This is a genomic window from Tenacibaculum sp. DPLXC6, from assembly GCF_056815515.1.
In genome coordinates this window covers 593,677-614,038 of the sequence record NZ_CP141806.1, presented here as the reverse complement: position 1 = coordinate 614,038, position 20,362 = coordinate 593,677, and the positions used below count along the sequence as shown (strand labels likewise).

At 31.7% G+C, this 20,362-nt stretch carries 21 protein-coding genes and 1 other RNA gene; 10 read left to right on the top strand and 12 right to left on the bottom strand.

What is annotated here, in order from left to right:
- Position 1: 1 nt before the first annotated feature.
- The 5 genes from VCM48_RS02750 to ruvX all read right to left on the bottom strand — a co-directional run bounded on the left by VCM48_RS02750 (position 2) and on the right by ruvX (position 3,490).
- Positions 2-727 carry a (S)-benzoin forming benzil reductase gene (locus tag VCM48_RS02750; protein ID WP_482271523.1) on the bottom strand — a complete coding sequence of 242 codons (726 nt, stop codon included), beginning with the start codon at positions 725-727 and terminating at the stop codon, positions 2-4.
- Positions 728-1,206: 479 nt separating this feature from the next.
- On the bottom strand, positions 1,207-1,986 hold the full coding sequence (gene mazG / locus VCM48_RS02745; RefSeq protein WP_121146917.1) for a nucleoside triphosphate pyrophosphohydrolase: 780 nt from the start codon (positions 1,984-1,986) through the stop codon (positions 1,207-1,209).
- Positions 1,987-1,989: 3 nt separating this feature from the next.
- Entirely contained in the window at positions 1,990-2,412 is a 423-nt protein-coding gene (locus VCM48_RS02740; RefSeq protein WP_273695109.1) for a DUF5606 family protein, read from the bottom strand.
- A 28-nt stretch (positions 2,413-2,440) separates the two neighbouring features.
- Complete coding sequence (gene def, locus VCM48_RS02735) at positions 2,441-3,025, bottom strand: peptide deformylase (RefSeq protein ID WP_099214309.1); 585 nt, start codon at positions 3,023-3,025, stop codon at positions 2,441-2,443.
- A gap of 54 nt (positions 3,026-3,079) precedes the next feature.
- On the bottom strand, positions 3,080-3,490 hold the full coding sequence (gene ruvX, locus VCM48_RS02730) for a Holliday junction resolvase RuvX (RefSeq protein ID WP_274639970.1): 411 nt from the start codon (positions 3,488-3,490) through the stop codon (positions 3,080-3,082).
- A gap of 119 nt (positions 3,491-3,609) precedes the next feature.
- On the opposite strand from ruvX, the gene VCM48_RS02725 reads away from it, so the two are divergent.
- From VCM48_RS02725 to VCM48_RS02705, 5 genes are read left to right on the top strand one after another with little or no spacing between them, the layout of a single operon-like run.
- Positions 3,610-4,425 carry a 2,3,4,5-tetrahydropyridine-2,6-dicarboxylate N-succinyltransferase gene (locus VCM48_RS02725; RefSeq protein WP_482271522.1) on the top strand — a complete coding sequence of 272 codons (816 nt, stop codon included), beginning with the start codon at positions 3,610-3,612 and terminating at the stop codon, positions 4,423-4,425.
- Positions 4,426-4,435: 10 nt separating this feature from the next.
- Entirely contained in the window at positions 4,436-5,335 is a 900-nt protein-coding gene (locus VCM48_RS02720; RefSeq protein ID WP_482271521.1) for an ATP-grasp fold amidoligase family protein, read from the top strand.
- A 23-nt stretch (positions 5,336-5,358) separates the two neighbouring features.
- The gene (locus tag VCM48_RS02715) at positions 5,359-6,300 is read left to right on the top strand and encodes a stealth family protein (protein WP_482271520.1); all 942 of its coding nucleotides are present in this window, start codon (positions 5,359-5,361) and stop codon (positions 6,298-6,300) included.
- Positions 6,301-6,302: 2 nt separating this feature from the next.
- Positions 6,303-6,851, top strand: a complete 549-nt coding sequence (locus VCM48_RS02710) for an L-threonylcarbamoyladenylate synthase (protein ID WP_482271519.1) — start codon at positions 6,303-6,305, stop codon at positions 6,849-6,851.
- Between the two features lie 4 nt (positions 6,852-6,855).
- Positions 6,856-8,283 carry a CCA tRNA nucleotidyltransferase gene (locus VCM48_RS02705; RefSeq protein ID WP_482271518.1) on the top strand — a complete coding sequence of 476 codons (1,428 nt, stop codon included), beginning with the start codon at positions 6,856-6,858 and terminating at the stop codon, positions 8,281-8,283.
- 39 nt (positions 8,284-8,322) lie between these two features.
- On the opposite strand, the gene VCM48_RS02700 is transcribed toward VCM48_RS02705, so the two are convergent.
- From VCM48_RS02700 to VCM48_RS02685, 4 genes are all read right to left on the bottom strand, one after another.
- The gene (locus tag VCM48_RS02700) at positions 8,323-10,149 is read right to left on the bottom strand and encodes an ABC transporter ATP-binding protein (RefSeq protein WP_482271517.1); all 1,827 of its coding nucleotides are present in this window, start codon (positions 10,147-10,149) and stop codon (positions 8,323-8,325) included.
- On the bottom strand, positions 10,149-11,858 hold the full coding sequence (locus VCM48_RS02695) for a phospho-sugar mutase (protein ID WP_482271516.1): 1,710 nt from the start codon (positions 11,856-11,858) through the stop codon (positions 10,149-10,151). The genes VCM48_RS02700 and VCM48_RS02695 overlap by 1 nt, the downstream gene beginning before the upstream one ends.
- Positions 11,859-11,891: 33 nt before the next feature.
- Positions 11,892-12,848: a glycosyltransferase family 2 protein gene (locus VCM48_RS02690; protein WP_482271515.1), complete on the bottom strand. Its 957-nt coding sequence runs from the start codon at positions 12,846-12,848 to the stop codon at positions 11,892-11,894.
- Positions 12,849-12,926: 78 nt separating this feature from the next.
- Positions 12,927-13,448 (bottom strand): DUF4199 domain-containing protein, encoded by a 522-nt coding sequence (locus tag VCM48_RS02685; RefSeq protein WP_482271514.1) that lies wholly within the window; start codon positions 13,446-13,448, stop codon positions 12,927-12,929.
- Positions 13,449-13,624: 176 nt separating this feature from the next.
- Here VCM48_RS02685 and ffs point away from each other — a divergent pair.
- Positions 13,625-13,723, top strand: an RNA gene (gene ffs / locus VCM48_RS02680) — signal recognition particle sRNA small type.
- 20 nt (positions 13,724-13,743) lie between these two features.
- On the opposite strand, the gene VCM48_RS02675 is transcribed toward ffs, so the two are convergent.
- Positions 13,744-14,664 carry a site-specific tyrosine recombinase gene (locus tag VCM48_RS02675; protein WP_482271513.1) on the bottom strand — a complete coding sequence of 307 codons (921 nt, stop codon included), beginning with the start codon at positions 14,662-14,664 and terminating at the stop codon, positions 13,744-13,746.
- Positions 14,665-15,425: 761 nt separating this feature from the next.
- Between VCM48_RS02675 and VCM48_RS02670 the strand changes: the two genes are divergently transcribed.
- The 3 genes from VCM48_RS02670 to aroQ all read left to right on the top strand — a co-directional run bounded on the left by VCM48_RS02670 (position 15,426) and on the right by aroQ (position 17,158).
- Complete coding sequence (locus tag VCM48_RS02670) at positions 15,426-15,896, top strand: hypothetical protein (RefSeq protein WP_482271512.1); 471 nt, start codon at positions 15,426-15,428, stop codon at positions 15,894-15,896.
- A gap of 224 nt (positions 15,897-16,120) precedes the next feature.
- On the top strand, positions 16,121-16,642 hold the full coding sequence (locus tag VCM48_RS02665) for a hypothetical protein (protein ID WP_417785112.1): 522 nt from the start codon (positions 16,121-16,123) through the stop codon (positions 16,640-16,642).
- A 99-nt stretch (positions 16,643-16,741) separates the two neighbouring features.
- Entirely contained in the window at positions 16,742-17,158 is a 417-nt protein-coding gene (gene aroQ / locus VCM48_RS02660; protein WP_482271511.1) for a type II 3-dehydroquinate dehydratase, read from the top strand.
- Here the strand turns inward: aroQ and VCM48_RS02655 are convergent.
- Positions 17,135-18,322, bottom strand: a complete 1,188-nt coding sequence (locus tag VCM48_RS02655; RefSeq protein WP_482271510.1) for a lipoprotein N-acyltransferase Lnb domain-containing protein — start codon at positions 18,320-18,322, stop codon at positions 17,135-17,137. The genes aroQ and VCM48_RS02655 overlap by 24 nt on opposite strands.
- An 82-nt stretch (positions 18,323-18,404) precedes the next feature.
- Complete coding sequence (locus VCM48_RS02650; protein ID WP_482271509.1) at positions 18,405-19,382, bottom strand: YheT family hydrolase; 978 nt, start codon at positions 19,380-19,382, stop codon at positions 18,405-18,407.
- 91 nt (positions 19,383-19,473) lie between these two features.
- On the opposite strand from VCM48_RS02650, the gene VCM48_RS02645 reads away from it, so the two are divergent.
- Positions 19,474-20,235 carry a CDP-alcohol phosphatidyltransferase family protein gene (locus VCM48_RS02645; RefSeq protein WP_482271508.1) on the top strand — a complete coding sequence of 254 codons (762 nt, stop codon included), beginning with the start codon at positions 19,474-19,476 and terminating at the stop codon, positions 20,233-20,235.
- The last annotated feature ends 127 nt before the right edge of the window (positions 20,236-20,362 follow it).

Here is a 20,362-nt window from a genome sequence, read left to right as displayed (position 1 = left end):
TTTAAAAATTTCGAATATCCACAATATCCCCATTTTTAAGTTTGTTTTGGGTGTCTATGGTAAAAATGGTTTCTGCAACGTACTCAGGAGTGTACAACTGGTCGTTTTCTTTTAAATCGATAAAACGTTGTACGTTTTTAAAATCTTTTTCATTGGTACTTCTAATATCAGTTTGCATATTGGTATCTACCACACCAGGGTAAATAGCATTGCACTTTACCCCATGTTCAAGCTCGTTTTGTTCCGCAGCAATGGTTTTGGTCATCATGTCAATGGCTGCTTTAGAGGTACAGTAAATACTCCAACCTTCGTACGGTTTTACAGCTGCTCCAGAAGAAATACTAATTATTTGTTTTTTACAGGTTAACTGTTGTGTAGCTTCAATAAACAAACTGGATAAAATGAGTGGAGTAGTGGTATTCAAATGAATACTCTTGGTAATATCTTCCGAAGGAATGTTTTCTAAGTTCGCTATGGCACCGAGTCTTCCTGCATTATTCACTAAGGTAATCGATGAAACTTCCAATTTCTGAATTTCATCTAATAACATTTTAAACGTGTTGTGTGTGGCTTTGGTATCAGATAAATCTACAGAAAGCTGCACCACATTTTCCAAATCGACAATGCTTCTGGATAGTGAGTACACTCTGTAGTTTTCTTGTGCGTATTTTTCGGCTAAGGCTTTACCGATTCCTTTACTTCCTCCGGTGATGATGATTATGTTCATAGAGTAAAAATAGGGAAATATTGGTAGTTGTACTCTAAATTGTGAGATTTCTCCCTTCGGTCGAAATGACGAGTAACGTCATAGCGAGGAGTGATAACGACGTGTCTATCTTTTAGTCGATATAAAGAATGCTTCGTTATCACTCGCAATGACGGTTACGTTGTGTTGAGGAAAGCTCAGCGGCGCTCGCTGATGGTTTCGTTGCGTTGAGGAAAGCTCAGCGAAGCTCGCTGATGGTTCCGTTGTGTTGAGGAAAGTTCAGCGAAGCTCGCTGATGGTTTCGTTGTGTTGAGGAAAGTTCAGCGAAGCTCGCTGATGGTTCCGTTGTGTTGAGGAAACTTCAATAGAGCTAAATCTTATAGTTGAGTATTTGCAATTCTAAAAGGTATTTGTAACTTCATTGGGTGAGATTCCTCCCTTCGGTCGGAATGACGGTAGTCGATTATTTGAAGAATTCTTTTGAATTTTCCCAATTTGAGTTATTTGAAAAATTCTTTCGAATTTTCCCAATGCACATCCATTTCAGCGAGGGTCATATCAGAAAGTTGCTTACCTTCTTTTTTGGCAGCTTCTTCTAAGAACTGAAAGCGGTTGATGAATTTCTTATTGGTTTTTTCTAGGGCATTTTCAGGATTTACCCCAATAAAACGAGCGTAGTTAATCATGGAGAACAAAACGTCTCCAAACTCTTTTTCTATTTTCTCCTGATTGTTGTTTTTGATTTCTTCGTTCAACTCAGAAAGCTCTTCTTGAACTTTTTCCCACACTTGATGTGGTTCTTCCCAATCAAAACCAACACCTGCAACTTTATCTTGAATACGATTGGCTTTTACCACTGCAGGTAAACTTTTAGGAACTCCTTCTAAAACAGATTTATTACCTTCTTTTAGTTTGAGTTTTTCCCAGTTTTTCTTAACGTCTTCTTCGTTTTCAACAACCACATCACCATAAATATGTGGATGACGGTCAATGAGTTTATCTGAGATTGCATTGGCAACATCAGCAATATCGAAAGCTTGTTTTTCGCTTCCTATTTTAGCATAAAAGACGATGTGCAAAAGCACATCGCCTAATTCTTTTTTTATTTCTTGTAAATCATTGTCTAAAATAGCATCTGCTAACTCGTAGGTTTCTTCAATAGTTAAATGACGCAGACTTTGTAATGTTTGTTTTTTATCCCACGGGCACTTCTCACGAAGATCGTCCATGATGTCTAACAAACGATTAAAGGCGGCTAACTGTTGCTTACGAGTATTCACGATTTAAGCTTCTTCTGTAGTTGTTTCTTCAGCTTCAGCTAACGTACTAAAGTCAAATTCAGCTTTCGCTAAGATGTTGTACCACTGAATTACTTTTTTAATGTTTGAAGCATATACACGCTCTTCATCAAACCCAGGTAATACTTCTCCAAAATAAGTAGTTAATTTATTAGCGCTCTCTTTGTGAGAAATAGCTTCTTTACCATCTTCTTTATCAGCAATATTTTTAAGTACTTGTGCTAAAGGCACTTCTTCTTCGTACGTGTAAATAGCGATATTTTCTAATAAACTTACGTTATGAGTAGCAGTAATAGGAAAACGTTTACCGTCAACAATAGATTTTACGATAACTCCTGTTTTAGTTTGTGATAAGATTTCATACAAACCTGGCTTACCTGTTACAGCTATAATTTTGTTAAATTCCATGTCTTAATGTTTTTTTAGTGTATAACTATTATCTTTTAGCATTAGGAAAACGCATGCGATATCCAGCGTTTACTTTCCCTTTAGAAATATTGTCTAATTTCTTTTTAATTAATCTCTTTTTTAAAGAAGAAAGTTTATCGGTAAACAAAATTCCTTCAATATGGTCATATTCATGTTGAAAAACACGTGCAGGTAATCCGCTTAACGTTTCTGTGTGTTTTTCAAAATTTTCATCTTGGTATTCAATAGTAACTTTTTCTTGACGAAAAACATCTTCGTTTATGGTTGGAATACTTAAACATCCTTCGTTAAAAGCCCATTCGTCACCTTCTTCTTCAATAATTTTAGCATTGATAAATACGCGATTAAAGTTTTTGAAAACTTCTTTTTCTTCTTCACTTATATCGTCATCTTCTGCAAAAGGAGAAGCATCAATAACAAATAAACGGATGTCTTTTCCTATTTGAGGAGCCGCTAAACCAAGTCCGTTAGCATTGTACATAGTTTCTCTCATATCAGCAATTAATTTGTCTAACTGCGGATAGTCTTTATCGATTTCTTTTCCTACTTTACGTAAAACGGGATCTCCGTATGCTACAATGGGTAAAATCATTTACTTTTTAATTTTAAGGAATGCAAAAATACAAAGAATGCTTTTGGTAGAAAATTATTTGTTGTATAAATACGACTGTAAGATGATTGTAGCACTTATTTCGTCTACTAAAGCTTTATTTTGACGTTGTTTTTTCTTCAAACCACTATCAATCATTGTTTGAAAAGCCATTTTAGAGGTAAAACGCTCATCTACACGTTTTATAGGGATAGAAGGGATAGCTTTTTCAAGCTTTTGTAGAAAAGGAGTTATGAGTACTTCACTTTCACTATCAGAATTATCCATCTGCTTTGGTTTTCCTACTAAAAAAAGTTCAACATTTTCTTTTTGAGTATACTCTTTTAAAAATGTGATAAGTTCAGAAGTATCTACAGTTGTTAAACCCGAAGCAATAATTTGAAGTTCATCGGTTACAGCAATACCTGTTCTTTTTTTTCCAAAATCTATGGCTAATATCCTGCCCATTCTATAAGTTTTTGCAAAGGTAGCTAAATTAAACAAGGAAGAAATATCTGTTTAAAAAATGTATCTTCGCGGTATATTGTTGAAAGCAACTTTATTTTTGCTGAAAAATATTATTAAAAATGACAGAATTACAATCAATTATAGAAAAAGCGTGGGATAACCGCGATTTATTAAAGGAAGAATCTACAATTAATGCTATTAGAAAAGTAGTAGATTTATTAGATGCTGGAGATTTACGTGTTGCTGAACCAACTGACAAAGGATGGCAAGTAAATGAATGGGTAAAAAAGGCAGTAGTGTTATATTTTCCTATTCAAAAAATGGAAACTTTAGAGGCTGGTATTTTTGAATATCATGATAAAATTCCATTAAAGAGAGGGTATGAAGCGAAAGGAATTCGTGTAGTACCAAATGCTGTAGCTCGTCACGGAGCCTATATTTCAGCAGGAACTATTTTAATGCCTAGTTATGTAAATATTGGAGCGTATGTTGATGAAGGAACTATGGTAGATACTTGGGCAACTGTAGGTTCTTGTGCGCAAATTGGTAAAAACGTACACTTATCTGGAGGAGTAGGAATTGGAGGGGTTTTAGAGCCTTTACAAGCAGCACCAGTAATTATTGAAGATGGAGCTTTCATCGGATCTCGTTGTATCGTTGTTGAAGGAGTTAGAGTAGAGAAGGAAGCTGTTTTAGGAGCGAATGTAGTATTAACAATGAGTACTAAAATTATTGATGTTACAGGTGATGAACCAGTTGAAATGAAAGGAGTGGTACCTGCTCGTTCGGTAGTAATTCCTGGAAGTTATACCAAGAAGTTTGCAGCAGGGGAGTATCAAGTTCCTTGTGCTTTAATCATTGGTAAGCGTAAAGAAAGTACCAACAAGAAAACTTCGTTGAATGATGCTCTTAGAGAGTATGATGTAGCGGTTTAAGAAAACATAAATGAATAAATCAGTGCTACGCTTTTTAAGAAAGCTTACTTTTTTGCCTCAAAAAACATTTTTACCCTTTTTGTACGAATACTACACAGGGAAAAAATTGAATTTGAAAAAACCACAAGAGTTTAATGAAAAAATTCAGTGGTTAAAAGCATTTTATCAACCAAAAATATTGAATATTTTGGTTGATAAATATGCCGTTAGAGAATATGTTTCAGAGAAAATAGGAGAGGAATACTTGAATGAATTATATGGTGTTTACGATTCGTTCTCTGAAATAAATTTTGAGGAGTTGCCCGAAAAATTTGTTTTAAAAGCAGTGCATGCAAGTAGTTATAATCTTATTTGTACAGATAAGAACAAATTAAATTTAAACAAGGTAAAAAAGAAAGTAAAGAAATGGCAAGCCGCAAATCAGTATTATAGAACAGGACAAGAATGGGCTTATAAAGATGTGAAACCTAGATTGATTGCGGAAAAGTACCTAAAGGACGATGAAAGAGATTCTTTAACAGATTATAAATTTTATTGTTTTAATGGTAAAACAACCTTTCTTGAAGTTCATTTAGACAGGGCAGACAATCACAAAAGAGCTTTTTACGATTTTGATTTTAAACAATTACCTTTCAGGTATGTTTCTTTAGAAAAATCTATTTCAGAAGAAATACAAAAGCCAGCAACATTAGAAAAAATGATAGAACTTTCTGAAAAACTATCGGTTGGTTTTCCTTTTGTTCGAGTGGATTTTTATTCTGTAAAAAATAAAATTATTTTTGGAGAAATGACTTTTTATCCTTCCGATGGTAGAAAAGACTTCTACCCTGAAGAATACAACAAGAAAATAGGGAATATGATTAAATTACCTGACTTAAAAGGGAGAAAAGTTATTACAGAAATAAAGTAGAGTTAACTTATTTGAAAAGGAATATGCAAATAGATGCAGTAATTACTTGGGTTGATGGTAAAGATGAGCTTCATCAACAAAAAATGTTACCTTATTTAGAAAATAAAGAGGTAGTTAGAAACAAAAAATTTAGGACAAGATTTGACCAAGTAGAAGAAATAAAATATACTGTTAATTCAATTCTAAAGTTTGCACCATTTATCAGAAATATTTTTATTGTAACGGATAATCAAACACCGAAATTTCTTAAAAATAAACAAGAAGGAGAATATACCAATGTTTTTATAGTTGATCACCAGCAGATTTTTAAAGATGATATTGAGTTTTTACCAGTTTTTAATTGTCGACCTATAGAAACAAAGCTCTACGACATTCCAAATTTATCTGAACATTTTATTTATTTTAACGATGATATGTTTTTATTGAAGGAGGTGAAAATTTCAGACTTTTTTATTAATGGCAAACCAGTAGTTAGAGGAAAATGGTTAAAATTCAATGAAAATATTTTCTACAAGCGTTTATTCAATTCAGAAAAGAAAAAGAAACGAGCAGGACATAAAAAAGCACAGGAAATGAGTGCAAAGTTGCTTGGTTTCAAAAAGTACTACAAGTTTCATCATACGCCTTATCCTTTGAGAGTTTCTACATTCAAAAACTTTTTTAAAGAAAATAAAGAGATTGAAAGACTCAATATAAAACATAAGTTTAGAAATGTAGAACAATATACACCTCAGGGATTGGCAAATCATATTGAAATTAAAAACAAAACAGCGGTTCTAAAAAATGATTATCAACTAGTGTATTTTCAAAATTATAAAAAATCTTTTGTTTGGTTAAAATATAAATTGAATACGTTTACTAAACGAAAAGATAAGTTGTTTTTAAATATGCAGAGTTTAGATCAATGCCCTGGAGAAAAGCAAAATTATGTGCTTAATTGGTTAGAAGAAAGGTATACGTTATGAATATGTTAGATGATATAATAAATAACTTAAAAGCAAATAAAACAATTCTATATCCAACTGATACAGTTTGGGGACTAGGTTGTGATGCAACTGATGAAGACGCTGTTAAAAAAATTTACCAATTAAAAAATAGGGAAGAATCGAAGAGTCTAATTATTTTGGTTGACTCTATTGAAATGTTGCAAAACCATGTGGGAAATATACCTGAAAAGGCTTTAGAAATTTTAAAGACATCGGTAAAGCCTACTACTATAATTTACAATAAACCGAAAGGGTTAGCACCGAATACCATTGCTTCTGATAATACGATTGCTATTCGAATTCCACAGGATGAGTTTTGTATTCAGTTAATTAAAGAGTTTGGAAATCCTATTGTTTCTACATCAGCAAACGTTAGTGGAGAGCCAACACCTAAGTCTTTTTCAGAAATAAGCGAAGCAATTTTAAAGAATGTAGATTATGTGGTAAATTTGCATCAAGATAAAGTAGCAGAAAAGTCTTCAACCATTTTAAAAATTGAAGGTGACGATGTTATTGTGATTAGAGAATAATTGTATGCAAAAACAATATTTTAAGGAAGCAATTTCCGCAGAAATATTTCAATATATATCCCAAGCAGCTAAAGAATTACAACTAGAAAGCTATGTAATTGGCGGTTTTGTACGTGATTTTATTTTAAAACGTGGAACAGCTAAAGATATTGACGTTGTCGCTGTTGGAAGTGGAATAGAATTAGCTCAAAAAGTAGCTGAATTACTACCTAGTAAGCCAAAAGTTCAAGTGTTTAAAACTTACGGAACGGCAATGTTGCGTTTTCAAGATGTTGAAATTGAGTTCGTAGGGGCACGTAAAGAATCTTATTCAGAAGAGAGTAGAAACCCTAAAGTTTCTGAAGGAACCTTACAAGACGATCAAAATAGGAGAGATTTTACGATAAATGCATTAGCATTGAGTTTAAATGAAGATGATTTCGGGTTGTTACTTGATCCTTTTGGAGGTATAGCGGATTTAGAAGCAAAAATTATAAGAACACCGTTAGATCCAGATATAACCTATTCTGACGATCCGTTACGTATGATGCGTGCTATTCGATTTGCTACCCAATTGAATTTTACTATTGAAGAAAATTCATTAAATGCAATCACAAAAAATGCTTCAAGAATTGATATTATTACTCGTGAGCGTATTGTAGTTGAGTTGAATAAAATTTTAGAATCTCCAGTGCCTTCTATAGGTTTTTTATTATTGGAAAAAACAGGGTTGTTAGAAAGAATTTTACCAGAATTAATTGCTTTAAAAGGAGTAGAAGAGGTAGAAGGACAAAAACACAAAGATAATTTTTATCATACACTAGAAGTAGTTGATAATATTGCACAAAATACGGATGATGTTTGGCTTCGTTGGGCAGCGTTGTTACATGATATAGGTAAAGCTCCTACAAAACGTTATCACAAAAAAATAGGCTGGACATTCCATTCACATGAGTTTGTGGGATCAAAAATGGTATATAAACTATTCAAACGTTTAAAAATGCCATTGAATAACAAGATGAAGTTTGTTCAGAAAATGGTGATGTTAAGCTCTCGTCCGATTGTTTTAGCAAGTGAAGTAACGGATTCTGCAGTGCGTCGTTTAATTTTTGATGCTGGTGATGATGTAGAATCATTGATGACTTTATGTGAAGCAGACATCACGACTAAAAACCCGAAGAAATTTAAGCGATATCATAAAAATTTTGAGATAGTTCGTCAAAAAATTAAAGAGGTAGAAGAGCGTGATAGAATTCGTAATTTTCAACCGCCAATTACCGGAGAAGAGATTATGGAGGCTTTTAATTTAAAACCTTGTAGAGAAATAGGTCAGATAAAAGAAGCGATAAAAGAAGCAATATTAGATGGTAAAATCCCTAATGAACATGATGCTTCTTATCAGTTTATGTTGGAAAAAGGAGAACAATTAGGTTTAAAAATAGGTCAACAATAAAAGTAATAAAAAAGAGAAGCATTTTGCTTCTCTTTTTTATTATCCTAAAGATTGCATTTCTACAAGCTTTTTATATGTTCCGCTTTTGGAAATTAGTTCTTCGTGTGTTCCTTGTTCTACAATTTTTCCTTTTTGCATTACTACAATCAAATCGGCTTTCTGAATAGTAGACAAACGATGTGCAATGACTACAGAAGTCCTGTTTTGCATCATTTTCTCTAAAGCGTCTTGTACTAGTTTTTCAGATTCTGTATCTAAAGCCGATGTAGCTTCATCTAAAATCATAATTGGAGGGTTTTTAAGTACCGCACGAGCAATACTTAAACGCTGTTTTTGTCCTCCTGAAAGCTTATTCCCACTATCACCAATATTAGTATCATAACCATTAGGCAAGTCTTTTATAAATTCGTGAGCGTTGGCAATTTTTGCAGCTTCGATGATTTCTTCATCACTTTTACCTTCAATTCCCAAGGTAATATTATTCTTTATTGTATCATTGAACAATATAGAATCTTGTGTAACTAAACCTTCTAATTGTCTGAGTGAATGTTTTTTGATATTTCTAATATTTATACCATCTATTTCGATAGCACCTTTGTTAACGTCATAAAAACGCGTTAATAAGTTTGCGATAGTAGATTTACCACTTCCTGATTGCCCAACCAAAGCAACCATTTTACCTTTAGGTATACTTAGAGAGAAATCCTCTAGAACGTAGTTGTCTTCATATTTAAAAGAAACATTTTCTATTGAAATATCTGTGTCAAAAGTCTTTTTGTCAATGGCATTCGAAGTATCCTTTAACGGATTTTCTGTTTCTAATATTTCTAAAACACGTTCAGCAGCAGCATTTCCTTTTTTAACACTATAACTAGCTTTAGAAATAGCTTTTGCTGGAGTTAAAATATTGTAGGCTAATCCCATATAAGCAATAAAATCTTCGCCTTGTAATGTGCCTTCTTCTAAAACTAATATACCTCCATACCATAAAAGAACTGCTATAACACCTATGCCTAGAAATTCACTAGCAGGACTTGACAAGTTAGTACGGTTAACTAAAGTGTTTGAAAAATGATAAAAACGGTTAGTTGAATCTTCAAATTTTTGTTGAAATTCCTTTTCAGCAGTAAATCCTTTAATTACTTTCAATCCCCCTAGAGTTTCCTCCAATAACGATAAAAAATAACCTTGCTCTTTTTGAACATTATCTGATTTTCGTTTTAAGCTTTTCCCTATTAAGGAAATTATATAACCAGAAATAGGAATAAAAATAAAAACAAATATTGTTAATTTAACGCTAATTAAAACCATTGCTACAATTGTGAATACAATAGTTAAAGGTTCTCTAACAATCATCAATAATATTGATAAAAAAGAATGTTGAATTTCTAATACATCAGTACCAATACGTGCCATAGTATCCCCCTTTCTTTTTTCTGAGAAGTAGGATATTGGTAGCTCTATAGTTTTCCTATATAAATCGTTTCTAATATCTTTTAAAACACCGTTCCTTAAAAATGTAATAAAATACATAGCTAAGTAATTAAAGATGTTTTTAAAGAAAAAAGTTATGATAACTAAACCAACAACTACCATTAAAGCTTTTGATTTATCTTCTCCTGCTATACCTGTAATATGGTAAGAAATAAACTCTTTAAAATAACTGATAGTATCTGCAATTCCGTTAAAAGTAGGTTTTGTTGTTACTTTTGGAGTATCAGGTTTGAAAATGACTTCTAACATTGGCATTAAAACCAAAAAAGAAAGCGTTGAAAAGAATGCATATAAGATATTAAATAAGATATTTAAATACCCATATTTTTTGTATGGGACAGCATATTTAATAATCTTTTTGAAATATTCCATTATAAGTTTAACTCTTTAATAATACGTTGAATTTTGTTGTCAAGTTCTTTTTCTACTTCCTTAGCATTTGAAATATCACTTAATTTACTTTTAACACTAAAGTAAAATTTGATTTTAGGTTCTGTACCACTTGGACGAGCGGCAATTTTAGTTCCATCTTTGGTTTGATAGATTAATACATTTGATTTAGGAATGTCAATTGTGGTTTTTTCACCAGTGATTAAATTTCTTCTTACAGAGGATTGATAATCGTATAAGTATTCTACTTTAGCACCATCTATTTCTGTCAAATGGTTATTGCGTAAATCAATCATCATTTGTTTGATTTGCTGCGCTCCATCCATTCCTTTTTTTACTAAAGAAATTAAATGCTCTTTATAAAAGTGATGGCGTGTATATAAATTCAATAATTCTTTATAGAAAGAACTATTGTTAGATTTTGCATCTGAAGCAATTTCACAGGCTAGTAGGGCAGAGGTAACAGCATCTTTATCACGCACAAAATCGCCTACCATATAGCCAAAACTTTCTTCACCACCGCCTATAAAATTAAGTTCAGGATGATCTTTAATCATTTTAGCAATCCATTTAAAGCCAGTTAATCCAACTTTGGTTTCCACTCCATATGAATCTGCTATTTCATTCACTAAATTGGTTGAAACAATTGTTGATCCAACAAATTGCTTTCCGTTTAGCTTCCCTTGTTTTTTCCAATCATTAATCAAGAAATCAGTCATCATACTCATGGTTTGATTTCCGTTTAACAAAGTCATGTTTCCATCTATATCTCTAACAGCAATTCCAATTCTGTCTGAATCAGGATCGGTTCCCAATACGATATCAGCATCAATTTTATTAGCTAAATCAACCGCCATTTTAAGAGCCGCTGGTTCTTCTGGATTTGGAGATTCAACTGTAGAGAAATCACCATCAGGAATAGCTTGTTCTTCAACAATATGAACTTGAGTATAACCAGCACGTTTTAAAACCTCTGGAATTAATTTGATAGACGTTCCATGTAAAGAAGTAAATATTATTTTTAAATCTTCACGACCTTTAATATCAAAAGTTCCGTTAGCTAAAGAAGATTTCCAAAAAGCTTCATCAATTTCGCTTCCGATAGAAGTTATCAATTCTTCTTTTGAATTAAAATTGATTTCAGAAAAAGCTAAAGAATTTACTTCATTGATAATTTCTGTGTCTTGTGGAGGAACGATTTGTCCACCATCATTCCAATATACTTTATACCCGTTATATTCTGGTGGATTGTGAGAAGCTGTTAATACGATTCCTGCGTCACATTCTAAATAATTTACCGCAAATGATAATTCTGGAGTAGGACGCATATCTTCAAACAAAAATACTTGAATGTTATTTGCAGATAATACATCAGCAACCACTTTAGCTAACCATTCACTGTCGTGGCGGCAATCGTAACCAATAGCTACTTTTAATGTTTTATCAGGATATGTTTTGTGTAAGTAATTACTTAATCCTTGAGTTGCTTTACCTAAGGTGTATTTATTAATTCGGTTGGTACCTGCGCCAACAATTCCTCGGATTCCTCCAGTTCCGAATTCTAAATTTTTATAAAAACGATCTGCTAAATCGTCAGCATTAGTATTAATTAATTGCTGAATTTCTTGTTGGGTTTCTGAATCGAAATCGTCAGAAAGCCACAGTTTTGCGCTGTTTAAAATCTCTTTCATGTATCAAATAAAAAAACGTACAAAGGTACGAGTTTAAAAATTCAGTTGTTCTTTAATTTTATAATGTTTTTGTTGCGGATTACTCTTGATAATTAGCTCACCTAAGAATCCTGCTAAAAACATTAGAGTTCCTAAAATCATGGAAGTTAAGGCTATGTAAAACCAAGGATTATTTGTAACGAGTATTGCTTTTACTCCGACAGTAAGGTGGTATATTTTCATCACCCCAATAAAAAAGGCAGATAAGAATCCGAAAATAAACATTAAAGTTCCCCATAAACCAAAAAAGTGCATAGGGCGTTTACCGAATTTAGATAAAAAGGAAATAGTAATTAAGTCTAAAAAACCGTTTACAAAACGATCCATTCCAAATTTGGTAACTCCGTATTTACGAGCTTGGTGTTGTACTACTTTTTCATCAATACGATTAAAACCTTCATTTTTAGCTAAAACAGGAATATAACGGTGCATTTCACCGCTTACTTTTACCGCCTTAACTACTTCATTTTTGTAAGCTTTTAATCCGCAGTTAAAATCGTGTAATTTTAATCCTGATGTTTTACGAGCAGCCCAATTGAAAAGTTTAGATGGAATATTTTTAGTAATTACGTTATCGTAGCGTTTTCTCTTCCATCCAGAAATTAAATCGAAATTTTCTTCAGTAATGAGCTTATATAATTCAGGAATTTCATCTGGACTGTCTTGTAAGTCAGCATCCATAGTAATAACTACACGTCCTTTTGCTAGACCAAAACCAGCATCTAACGCTTGTGATTTTCCGTAGTTTTTTTGAAAACGAATTCCTTTAACTGATTTGTTTTTAGCTGATAACTTTTCAATAACATTCCAAGAAGTATCTGTGCTACCATCATCAATAAAAATGAGCTCGTATAAAAACTGATTGGATTGCATGACGTTTGCAATCCAATCGTGTAACTCGTGTAAAGACTCTTCTTCGTTAAGAAGAGGTATTACTACCGATATATCCATATATTTTATTCAATGTTTAAAAAGGTAAAGTTACGAAGTATTACTTTTATGTAAAACTTTAACTTGTTTAAACTATTTTTAATATTGGTCTTCTTCTGTTTTTTTCATGATAGCTCCAGCAATAAGGGACGTTACTCCGCCCAAGAACATATTCATTATAAATACGCCACCGAATAAAGAAAGGAAAAAGAATTTTCTTGATTGTTTTTCACTATTTTCTATTTGTTCTGGAGTCATTCCAAAGCTGTCCGCCCAAACAACTTTTTGCATCTCTATAGTATTATCCATAAAGTTAGGTTCTATTACAAAAGCAAAAATGGCATAATAAACTATAATAATTAATGTAGCTATTAACGTAATACCTAATCCAACTTTTAATGCTTTTCCAAATGAAATGAGTTCATTATTATTAGATTTATATTTTCGTATACCAAGGACAATAAAAGCTACAAGAGCTATAAAACCTGCAATACCTGAAATAAATTCTTGTTTATATTGCATTCCTAATGCATATTTTATAAGTGCTATTAAAATAGAAGCACCTCCTAAATATAATCCGTAGTTTAAGATAATGTTTTTACTTTTTGCTTGATTTTCCATTGTGTGAATTTAGTTAGTGATACAAATATATTCTTTTTTAATATTACGTTTATTTTATCCTGTCAAAAGAAAAAAATATAAATAACAAACTATTAGTATTCAAAAACTTAGAAATGTTACAGTTTTTTTATTGAAATTTTGTTGTTTTTTACGAAAAAATGGTTGTAAATTTGCATCGGCAAGTCCTACACAACCAGCTCCCTTTGAATCCCCCAGGGCGGGAACGCAGCAAGGGTATTAGGTCGTAGCGGTGTGATGTAGGTAGCTTGCCTTTTTTTGTACCCGATAGTTTCGTTTATTCTTCCTCGTTTAAATTCAAATCACTTCTGGGGTGATGCAATTCAACAACTTCTTTAAGGTAGCTATTATCTAAATGCACGTAAATCTCTGTAGTAGTAATACTTTCATGTCCTAATAACTGCTGAATAACACGTAAGTCTGCTCCGTTTTTAAGTAAATATGTAGCAAAAGAATGCCTTAAGGTATGTGGACCAATACTTTTTTTTAGATTGATTTTTTGAGCTAATTCTTTTAAAATAATAAAAATCATTTGGCGAGTTAACTTTTTACCTCTTCTATTTAGGAAAACGGTATCTTCATCTTCCTTTTTAGGAATAATTTGGGACCTGATTTCATTAATATAGAAGTTTAACCTATGAATAGTGGTGATATGAATAGGAACAAAACGATATTTATTTCCTTTACCGAGAACTTGAATATAACCTTCGTCAAAAAATAAATCAGAGAGTTGTAGATTTATTAATTCACTTACACGAAGACCGCAACTGTAAATAGTTTCTATAATCGTTTTATTGCGTTCTCCTTGTGGATGACTTAAATCAATAGCAGCGATTAACTTATCTATATCTTCTTTTTCTAATGTATCAGGTAGTTTTTTGGTGATATTAGGACTCTCTATTAAGTCTGTAGGGTTGTCTTTTCGGTAATCTTCAAATACCAAAAAATCAAAAAAGCTACGTAATCCTGAAATTAAACGAGCTTGGCTACGAGCTTTTATGCTTTTACTTATATCATAAATAAATTGTTGTAAAACTTCATGAGTTATATAAACAGGAGAAGGGATTACTTCTAAATTATTTACAAATGAGGTTAACTTTTTTATATCTCTTTGATAGCTGTCAATAGAGTTTTTTGAAAGTCCTCTCTCAATTTTTAAAAAATTAGTATAATCAGATATAGCTTGTTCCCAGTTCATTTTTAAAAGAGTAGCTTTTTTTAGAAAAAGGTATTGTTAAAATTATTTTTGCTAGACAAACTTATAATTATAAATTTAAAAATTAAGAAAAAATTATTATTAGTAATTGCTATGGTAGCAGTGGGGTTAATTGCTAACGCACAAGAAGGAAAGTTTGTATTGGTTTACCTGTAGCAGATGCTTACACAGGTTACGATTTTGCAATAGGCTTAGAAGCTAATTATTTATTTAGTATTTCAGATAATTTTTAGTTAGGCCCTTCGGTTTCTTACTCTCATTATTTTGGAGGTGAATTTGCTGGTTTTGATATTAAAGATGCCTCTTTTTTACCTATTGCAGCAGCAGCGCGTTTTGATGCTTCTGAAAAATTTGTTGTAGGTTTAGATTTAGGTTACGCAATAGGTATTAGTCCAGATGGAAATGATGGAAGGTTTCATTACAGACCATTAGTAGGATATAACGTTTCAGATAATACTTCTATTCAAGCTTCATATTCTGGAGTTAGTGTTGAAGGCGGTACAATGGCTAATTTTGGATTTGGTGTTGTATTTGGACTATAGTTTAATAGTTTTAATAAAATATAAAGGGGGTAATTATACTCCTTTTTTTTATTAAAAGAATTTTTAAGCTAACTTTTTAAGTTTTAGTGTTTTAAGTAGAAAGAGGGGGTTAACCTCTTTTTTTATTAAAAAAATGAGCTGTTAAAACTTTATTTAGGTGTATCTTCGCCGGCTCAAAATAAAACTTATAAAACAAAAATTATGAAAAAATTTTTAGTAGTTGCTATGATGGCTTTAGGTTTAGCTGTTAATGCACAAGAAGGACAATTAAACGTTGGTGGTACTATTGGTTTACCAGTAGGTGATGCTGATGGTTTTGACGTAACTGGAGCTATTGAGGCTAACTATTTATTTAATGTAGCTGAAGGTTTTAAAGTAGGACCATCTGTATCGTATGTACACTTCCAAGGAGAAGGAGCTGATATAGCTTTCTTACCTTTAGCTGTAGCTGGTCGTTACAATGTAGCTGAGAAGTTTGTTGTTGGTGCTGATTTAGGGTACGGAATTGGTGTTAGACCTTCTGGAGTTGATAGTGGTTTTTACTATAGACCAATGGTAGGTTACCAAGTAAGTGAAAAGATTACTTTACATGTTGATTATTCAAATGTTGCTCTTGATGGAGCTACAGCTTCAACTGTTGGTTTAGGAGGAACTTATTCTTTTTCTTTATAATAAGAAACTCAATAATAAGTAAAAAAGAGGAAGCAAAGTTGCTTCCTCTTTTTTTGCTTTAAGAAAAAGATGTTTTTTGGGAGAACTCTAACCTATTCATATTGAAGCAGTTAGTTTTTGTTGGTGCTGTTTTGGTTTTTTTTTAGGAAAAAATGATTGCTTAAAGTCCTAATTTAGATGTATATTTGCCGGCTCAAACTAAAAATTTATAAAATTTAAAAATTATGAAAAAATTATTATTAGTAATTGCTATGGTAGCTGCAAGTTTTACAGCTAATGCACAAGAAGCTAACGGACAAACAGCTAAAGGAAAGTGGTTAGTAGAGGGAAATACTGGATTTGGTGCTGCTCACGGAGCTGCTACAGGATTTCAGTTATCATCTATTGATACACCAGCTGGATCAGAAACTGTATGGGGAATTGGAGCAGAAGCGGGTTATTTTATCATGGATGATTTAGCAGTTAAATTTGGTTTAGGATACAATGATAGAGGTGCTGAAGATGCATTTTCTTACAAGATTGGAGCAAAATACTATATTTCTAGTATGATTCCAGTACAGATTGATTATTCAGGAGCTTCTTATGACAACTATGATGCTTCTTACTTAGGTTTACAAGCTGGTTATGCTATTTTCTTAGGAGACATGGTAAGTATTGAGCCAGGATTAAGATATAATTTAGGTTTAGGTGATTCTGAAGATATCAACGTTTTTCAGTTAAATGTTGGATTTGCTTTACACTTCTAAGAAGTACTTTAACAATAAACTTAAAAAGGAAGCAAAATTGCTTCCTTTTTTTATGCTCAAAAATTAAAAAGAGTATTTTTACTTTAGAAAATATTAAGAATGAAAAAAATAATTTTAATTAACGGACCTAATTTAAACTTACTAGGAAAAAGAGAGCCGGCTATTTATGGAACAAATTCTTTTGAAGACTATTTTGAAGAATTAAAAAGTAATTACACTAATGTAAATTTAGAGTATTTTCAATCGAACATAGAGGGAGAGTTGATTGATAAACTGCATGAAGTAGGTTTTGATTATGATGGTATTATTCTAAATGCAGCAGCCTATACTCATACATCTGTAGGTATTGGTGATGCTGTAAAAGGTATAGAAACCCCTGTAGTTGAAGTGCATATTTCAAATATACATGCTAGAGAAGAGTTTCGTCATGTAAGTTATATTGCTCCTAATGCCAAAGGAGTTATTTTTGGTTTTGGTTTACAAGGGTACGAACTAGCGCTTCAAAGTTTTTTGTAAATACCAGTAACGAACCCATAGTAATACAAACAAAGGAGTTATAGGGTAGGTATATAACTGTATTTTGGTTAACCAAACAACAGGAATTAAAACTAAAAAAATCAATAAAATTTTCATATAAATGTGAATCCATTTAGGAGGGTTTTCTTTCAGCAAAAAGAAAGCTACCATTAAATTAGGAGCAAACGCCCATAAAAAGTTGAAGTTGTTTGGAGCAGTTGAATGATTAGTAAGGAACCATAAGAATACAATTAATAATCCTAAAATTCCTGTTGTAAAAAACAACGTAAAGTCAAGCCATTTACTTCTTTTTGAGTTTTTTATGTCTTTGTAAGTAATAAATATCCCAAGTAAGAAGAGTAGTAAAATTGCTAAAAAGGGACTAATAACATCACTTTTAGATTCTTTTTCTTCAAAATCGAGTAAAATGTTGGTTTTTTTAACTAAATCTTCTTCTTTATTTTCTTTGATAATTTTTGAAGCTTTTAAAGCTTCAAAAACATAATCAGGTAGGTATAAATATTCTTTTGGAGAGGCTATTTTATCTAACTTACTTCCTAAAGCAATATTGATACCTAAGCTTCCCCATGTGTTTGGACTAATTTCTTTATTCATCAATTGTCGTAACGATAAATCCTCCGTAATAAAATTATCCTTAAAAACTAAGTTATCTCCTGTAACTTTTTGAATTATATCACGAGGTCTGGTAGCACAGTTATCGAAAAAAGGATCGTAAAAATAACTTGCATTTTCAGGCAGAGCATTTGTTTCTAAAAACTGAAAGAACTCATTTCTCTGTTGTTGTGTTAAGTTTAAAACTTGTTCTTTAACCCAACGTTTATCTTGTTGAGCACTCTTTAAAGATAAATGGAACGGATAACGAGCCAATTTATATTTCATATAGCCTTTGGTGAAGTTTACATAAAAGCTAGGGTCATCAAAATCAAAAATCCCATAATTGTAAAGAAGATCTAGTTGTAAAACAGGATCTTTTACTCTAATAGCTGTGTGACCAAACTTTTCATATAAAGCTTCTCCAGGTCCTGATGTAATAATACTTATTTGAGAAAATTTAGATAAACCTAAAGTATTAACTCTTTGAGAGAAACTTTGATTAATATATAGCAGACAAAGAAAAAGAAAGGTGTATTTTTTTATCATCATAAGAATCTGAGGAGGTTAATGTCGGTATTTTACAAATATCATAAATCCGATTAATATAACTAGGGGTTTTTAAGGTTATTGTTTAATATTCAATTCCAAGAATTTCATTTATAAATCTTGAAATACGTTGTTCTAGCCATCTGTTTTCTGTGCTAGAAAAAGAAGACATAAAACCTACATGTCCGCCATAATTTGGTGTAGAGAGATAAAAGTTTTTCATTTGCTTAGCTTCTTTTATAGGGTAGCATTCTTTTGATAAAAAACTATCATCTAAAGCATTAATAAGTAATGTTGGAACCTTAATTTCTGGAATAAAAGGCTTAGCACTTGCTTTTAGCCAATAATCCTCGGAACTTTCAAAGCCAAAAACAGGTACGGTGTACTGTTTTTCTAAATGTCTAAATTTACTAGCTTTAAATAAGAGTTCTTTATTTAATTTGAAGTCAGGGAACTTTTTTGCTTTGTGTAAGAGCTTTAACTTCATAGTTTTTAAAAACTCATTTAGGTAAATTTTGTTTTTTAATTTATTTAGTTCCGCTTGAGAAGAGGTTAAATCAACAGGAACAGATACAGCTATTCCTCCTTTAACTTCTGAAGGAATATCACTGTATTCCCCTAAATATTTTAAAGTTAGATTTCCTCCTAAACTAAACCCTGTGATTATAATATTGTCATAATCATAATGTTTTTTTAAGTATTTAATGATGAAACTAACATCGTCTGTTTTTCCGCTATGATAGGTTTCCAAAAGTAAATTATCTTCTCCGCTACAACCTCTTAAATTCATACAAACTGTATCAAAACCTAAACTGTTTAGATGGTTAGATGTTGTAATCATATAATTTGACTGAGAACTTCCTTCTAGTCCATGAATTAATAGCACAATAGTGTTAGATTCCACGAAAGAAAAGTCTAAATCAATAAAATCAGCATCCCACGTTGTAATTCTTTTTCGTTTATATTCAATAGTGTCTTTCATGAATAACGGACGATAAACAGTGTTAAAATGAGCACTTTTAAATGGGAGGCTAGGAGAGAATGTATCTGAGATAATTGGCATAATACTAAGTAATAGCTTTTTAAACAAAGATGACAAAAAATAGCTAAAATGTAAAAACCATTGAATGATTTATTATTTTAGCTGTAAATTTATGAGTACTATGAATGTCAAAAAATATATTCCAAATTTATTAACCTTAGGAAACTTGTTGTGTGGTACTATTGCTACCATTTTTGCCATAAAAGGTGATTTTTTTGCTACGGCAATATTAGTAATGCTTGGGATACTTTTTGATTTTTTTGATGGGTTTGCAGCTCGTATGTTAAAGGTACAAGGTGAATTAGGTAAACAGTTAGATAGTTTAGCTGATATGGTAACAAGTGGAGTAGTGCCTGGGATTGTAATGATGCAAATGTTGGTAAATGCTATAGATGTAGATGCTGTTGGATACTTTGGAGTTGATGAATATGGAGCAACAGGAAGTAATTTGCCTTATTTAGGCTTATTGCTAACATTAGGAGCAGGATATCGTTTAGCAAAGTTTAATATTGATGAGCGTCAATCGGATAGTTTTATTGGAGTACCAACACCAGCTATGAGCTTGTTTGTGATTTCTTTACCATTAATAGCCCAGTTTGATAAAGAATCGTTTTTAATAAGTTTTATTGAAAATCAATACTTTTTAATATTACTTACAGTGTTGTTTACGTATTTAATGAATGCTGAAATACCGTTGTTCTCCTTGAAGTTTAAAAATTTTTATTTTAAAGATAATGTGATTAAGTATGTGTTTTTAGCTTTATCAATTATATTAATTATTACTTTAAAAATAGTTGCAATTCCAATGATAATACTATCATATGTAGTATTGTCTATTGTAAATAACTCAGATAAAAAACTCTCTTCAAAATAGAATAAGTTACATCTTAAATAAAACAAAAAAGCACGTTGTGAATCCAACGTGCTTTTTTGTTTTGATTTTGAAAATTATTTTTTAGGTGTTTTTTTGAGGTTCAAAAATGTTACTTATGAAATGATAA

Excerpts from the sequence above, each read along its gene's own strand:
- VCM48_RS02675 (WP_482271513.1), bottom strand. The coding sequence starts at position 14,664 with ATGAACTGGGAACAAGCTATATCTGATTATACTAATTTTTTAAAAATT.
- VCM48_RS02700 (WP_482271517.1), bottom strand. The coding sequence starts at position 10,149 with ATGGAATATTTCAAAAAGATTATTAAATATGCTGTCCCATACAAAAAA.
- VCM48_RS02665 (WP_417785112.1), top strand. The coding sequence starts at position 16,121 with ATGAAAAAATTATTATTAGTAATTGCTATGGTAGCTGCAAGTTTTACA.
- VCM48_RS02650 (WP_482271509.1), bottom strand. The coding sequence starts at position 19,382 with ATGCCAATTATCTCAGATACATTCTCTCCTAGCCTCCCATTTAAAAGT.
- VCM48_RS02645 (WP_482271508.1), top strand. The coding sequence starts at position 19,474 with ATGAGTACTATGAATGTCAAAAAATATATTCCAAATTTATTAACCTTA.
- VCM48_RS02710 (WP_482271519.1), top strand. The coding sequence starts at position 6,303 with ATGTTAGATGATATAATAAATAACTTAAAAGCAAATAAAACAATTCTA.
- def (WP_099214309.1), bottom strand. The coding sequence starts at position 3,025 with ATGATTTTACCCATTGTAGCATACGGAGATCCCGTTTTACGTAAAGTA.
- VCM48_RS02685 (WP_482271514.1), bottom strand. The coding sequence starts at position 13,448 with ATGGAAAATCAAGCAAAAAGTAAAAACATTATCTTAAACTACGGATTA.
- VCM48_RS02725 (WP_482271522.1), top strand. The coding sequence starts at position 3,610 with ATGACAGAATTACAATCAATTATAGAAAAAGCGTGGGATAACCGCGAT.
- VCM48_RS02740 (WP_273695109.1), bottom strand. The coding sequence starts at position 2,412 with ATGGAATTTAACAAAATTATAGCTGTAACAGGTAAGCCAGGTTTGTAT.
- VCM48_RS02750 (WP_482271523.1), bottom strand. The coding sequence starts at position 727 with ATGAACATAATCATCATCACCGGAGGAAGTAAAGGAATCGGTAAAGCC.
- VCM48_RS02695 (WP_482271516.1), bottom strand. The coding sequence starts at position 11,858 with ATGAAAGAGATTTTAAACAGCGCAAAACTGTGGCTTTCTGACGATTTC.
- VCM48_RS02670 (WP_482271512.1), top strand. The coding sequence starts at position 15,426 with ATGAAAAAATTTTTAGTAGTTGCTATGATGGCTTTAGGTTTAGCTGTT.
- VCM48_RS02720 (WP_482271521.1), top strand. The coding sequence starts at position 4,436 with ATGAATAAATCAGTGCTACGCTTTTTAAGAAAGCTTACTTTTTTGCCT.
- VCM48_RS02705 (WP_482271518.1), top strand. The coding sequence starts at position 6,856 with ATGCAAAAACAATATTTTAAGGAAGCAATTTCCGCAGAAATATTTCAA.
- ruvX (WP_274639970.1), bottom strand. The coding sequence starts at position 3,490 with ATGGGCAGGATATTAGCCATAGATTTTGGAAAAAAAAGAACAGGTATT.
- aroQ (WP_482271511.1), top strand. The coding sequence starts at position 16,742 with ATGAAAAAAATAATTTTAATTAACGGACCTAATTTAAACTTACTAGGA.
- VCM48_RS02655 (WP_482271510.1), bottom strand. The coding sequence starts at position 18,322 with ATGATGATAAAAAAATACACCTTTCTTTTTCTTTGTCTGCTATATATT.
- VCM48_RS02715 (WP_482271520.1), top strand. The coding sequence starts at position 5,359 with ATGCAAATAGATGCAGTAATTACTTGGGTTGATGGTAAAGATGAGCTT.
- VCM48_RS02690 (WP_482271515.1), bottom strand. The coding sequence starts at position 12,848 with ATGGATATATCGGTAGTAATACCTCTTCTTAACGAAGAAGAGTCTTTA.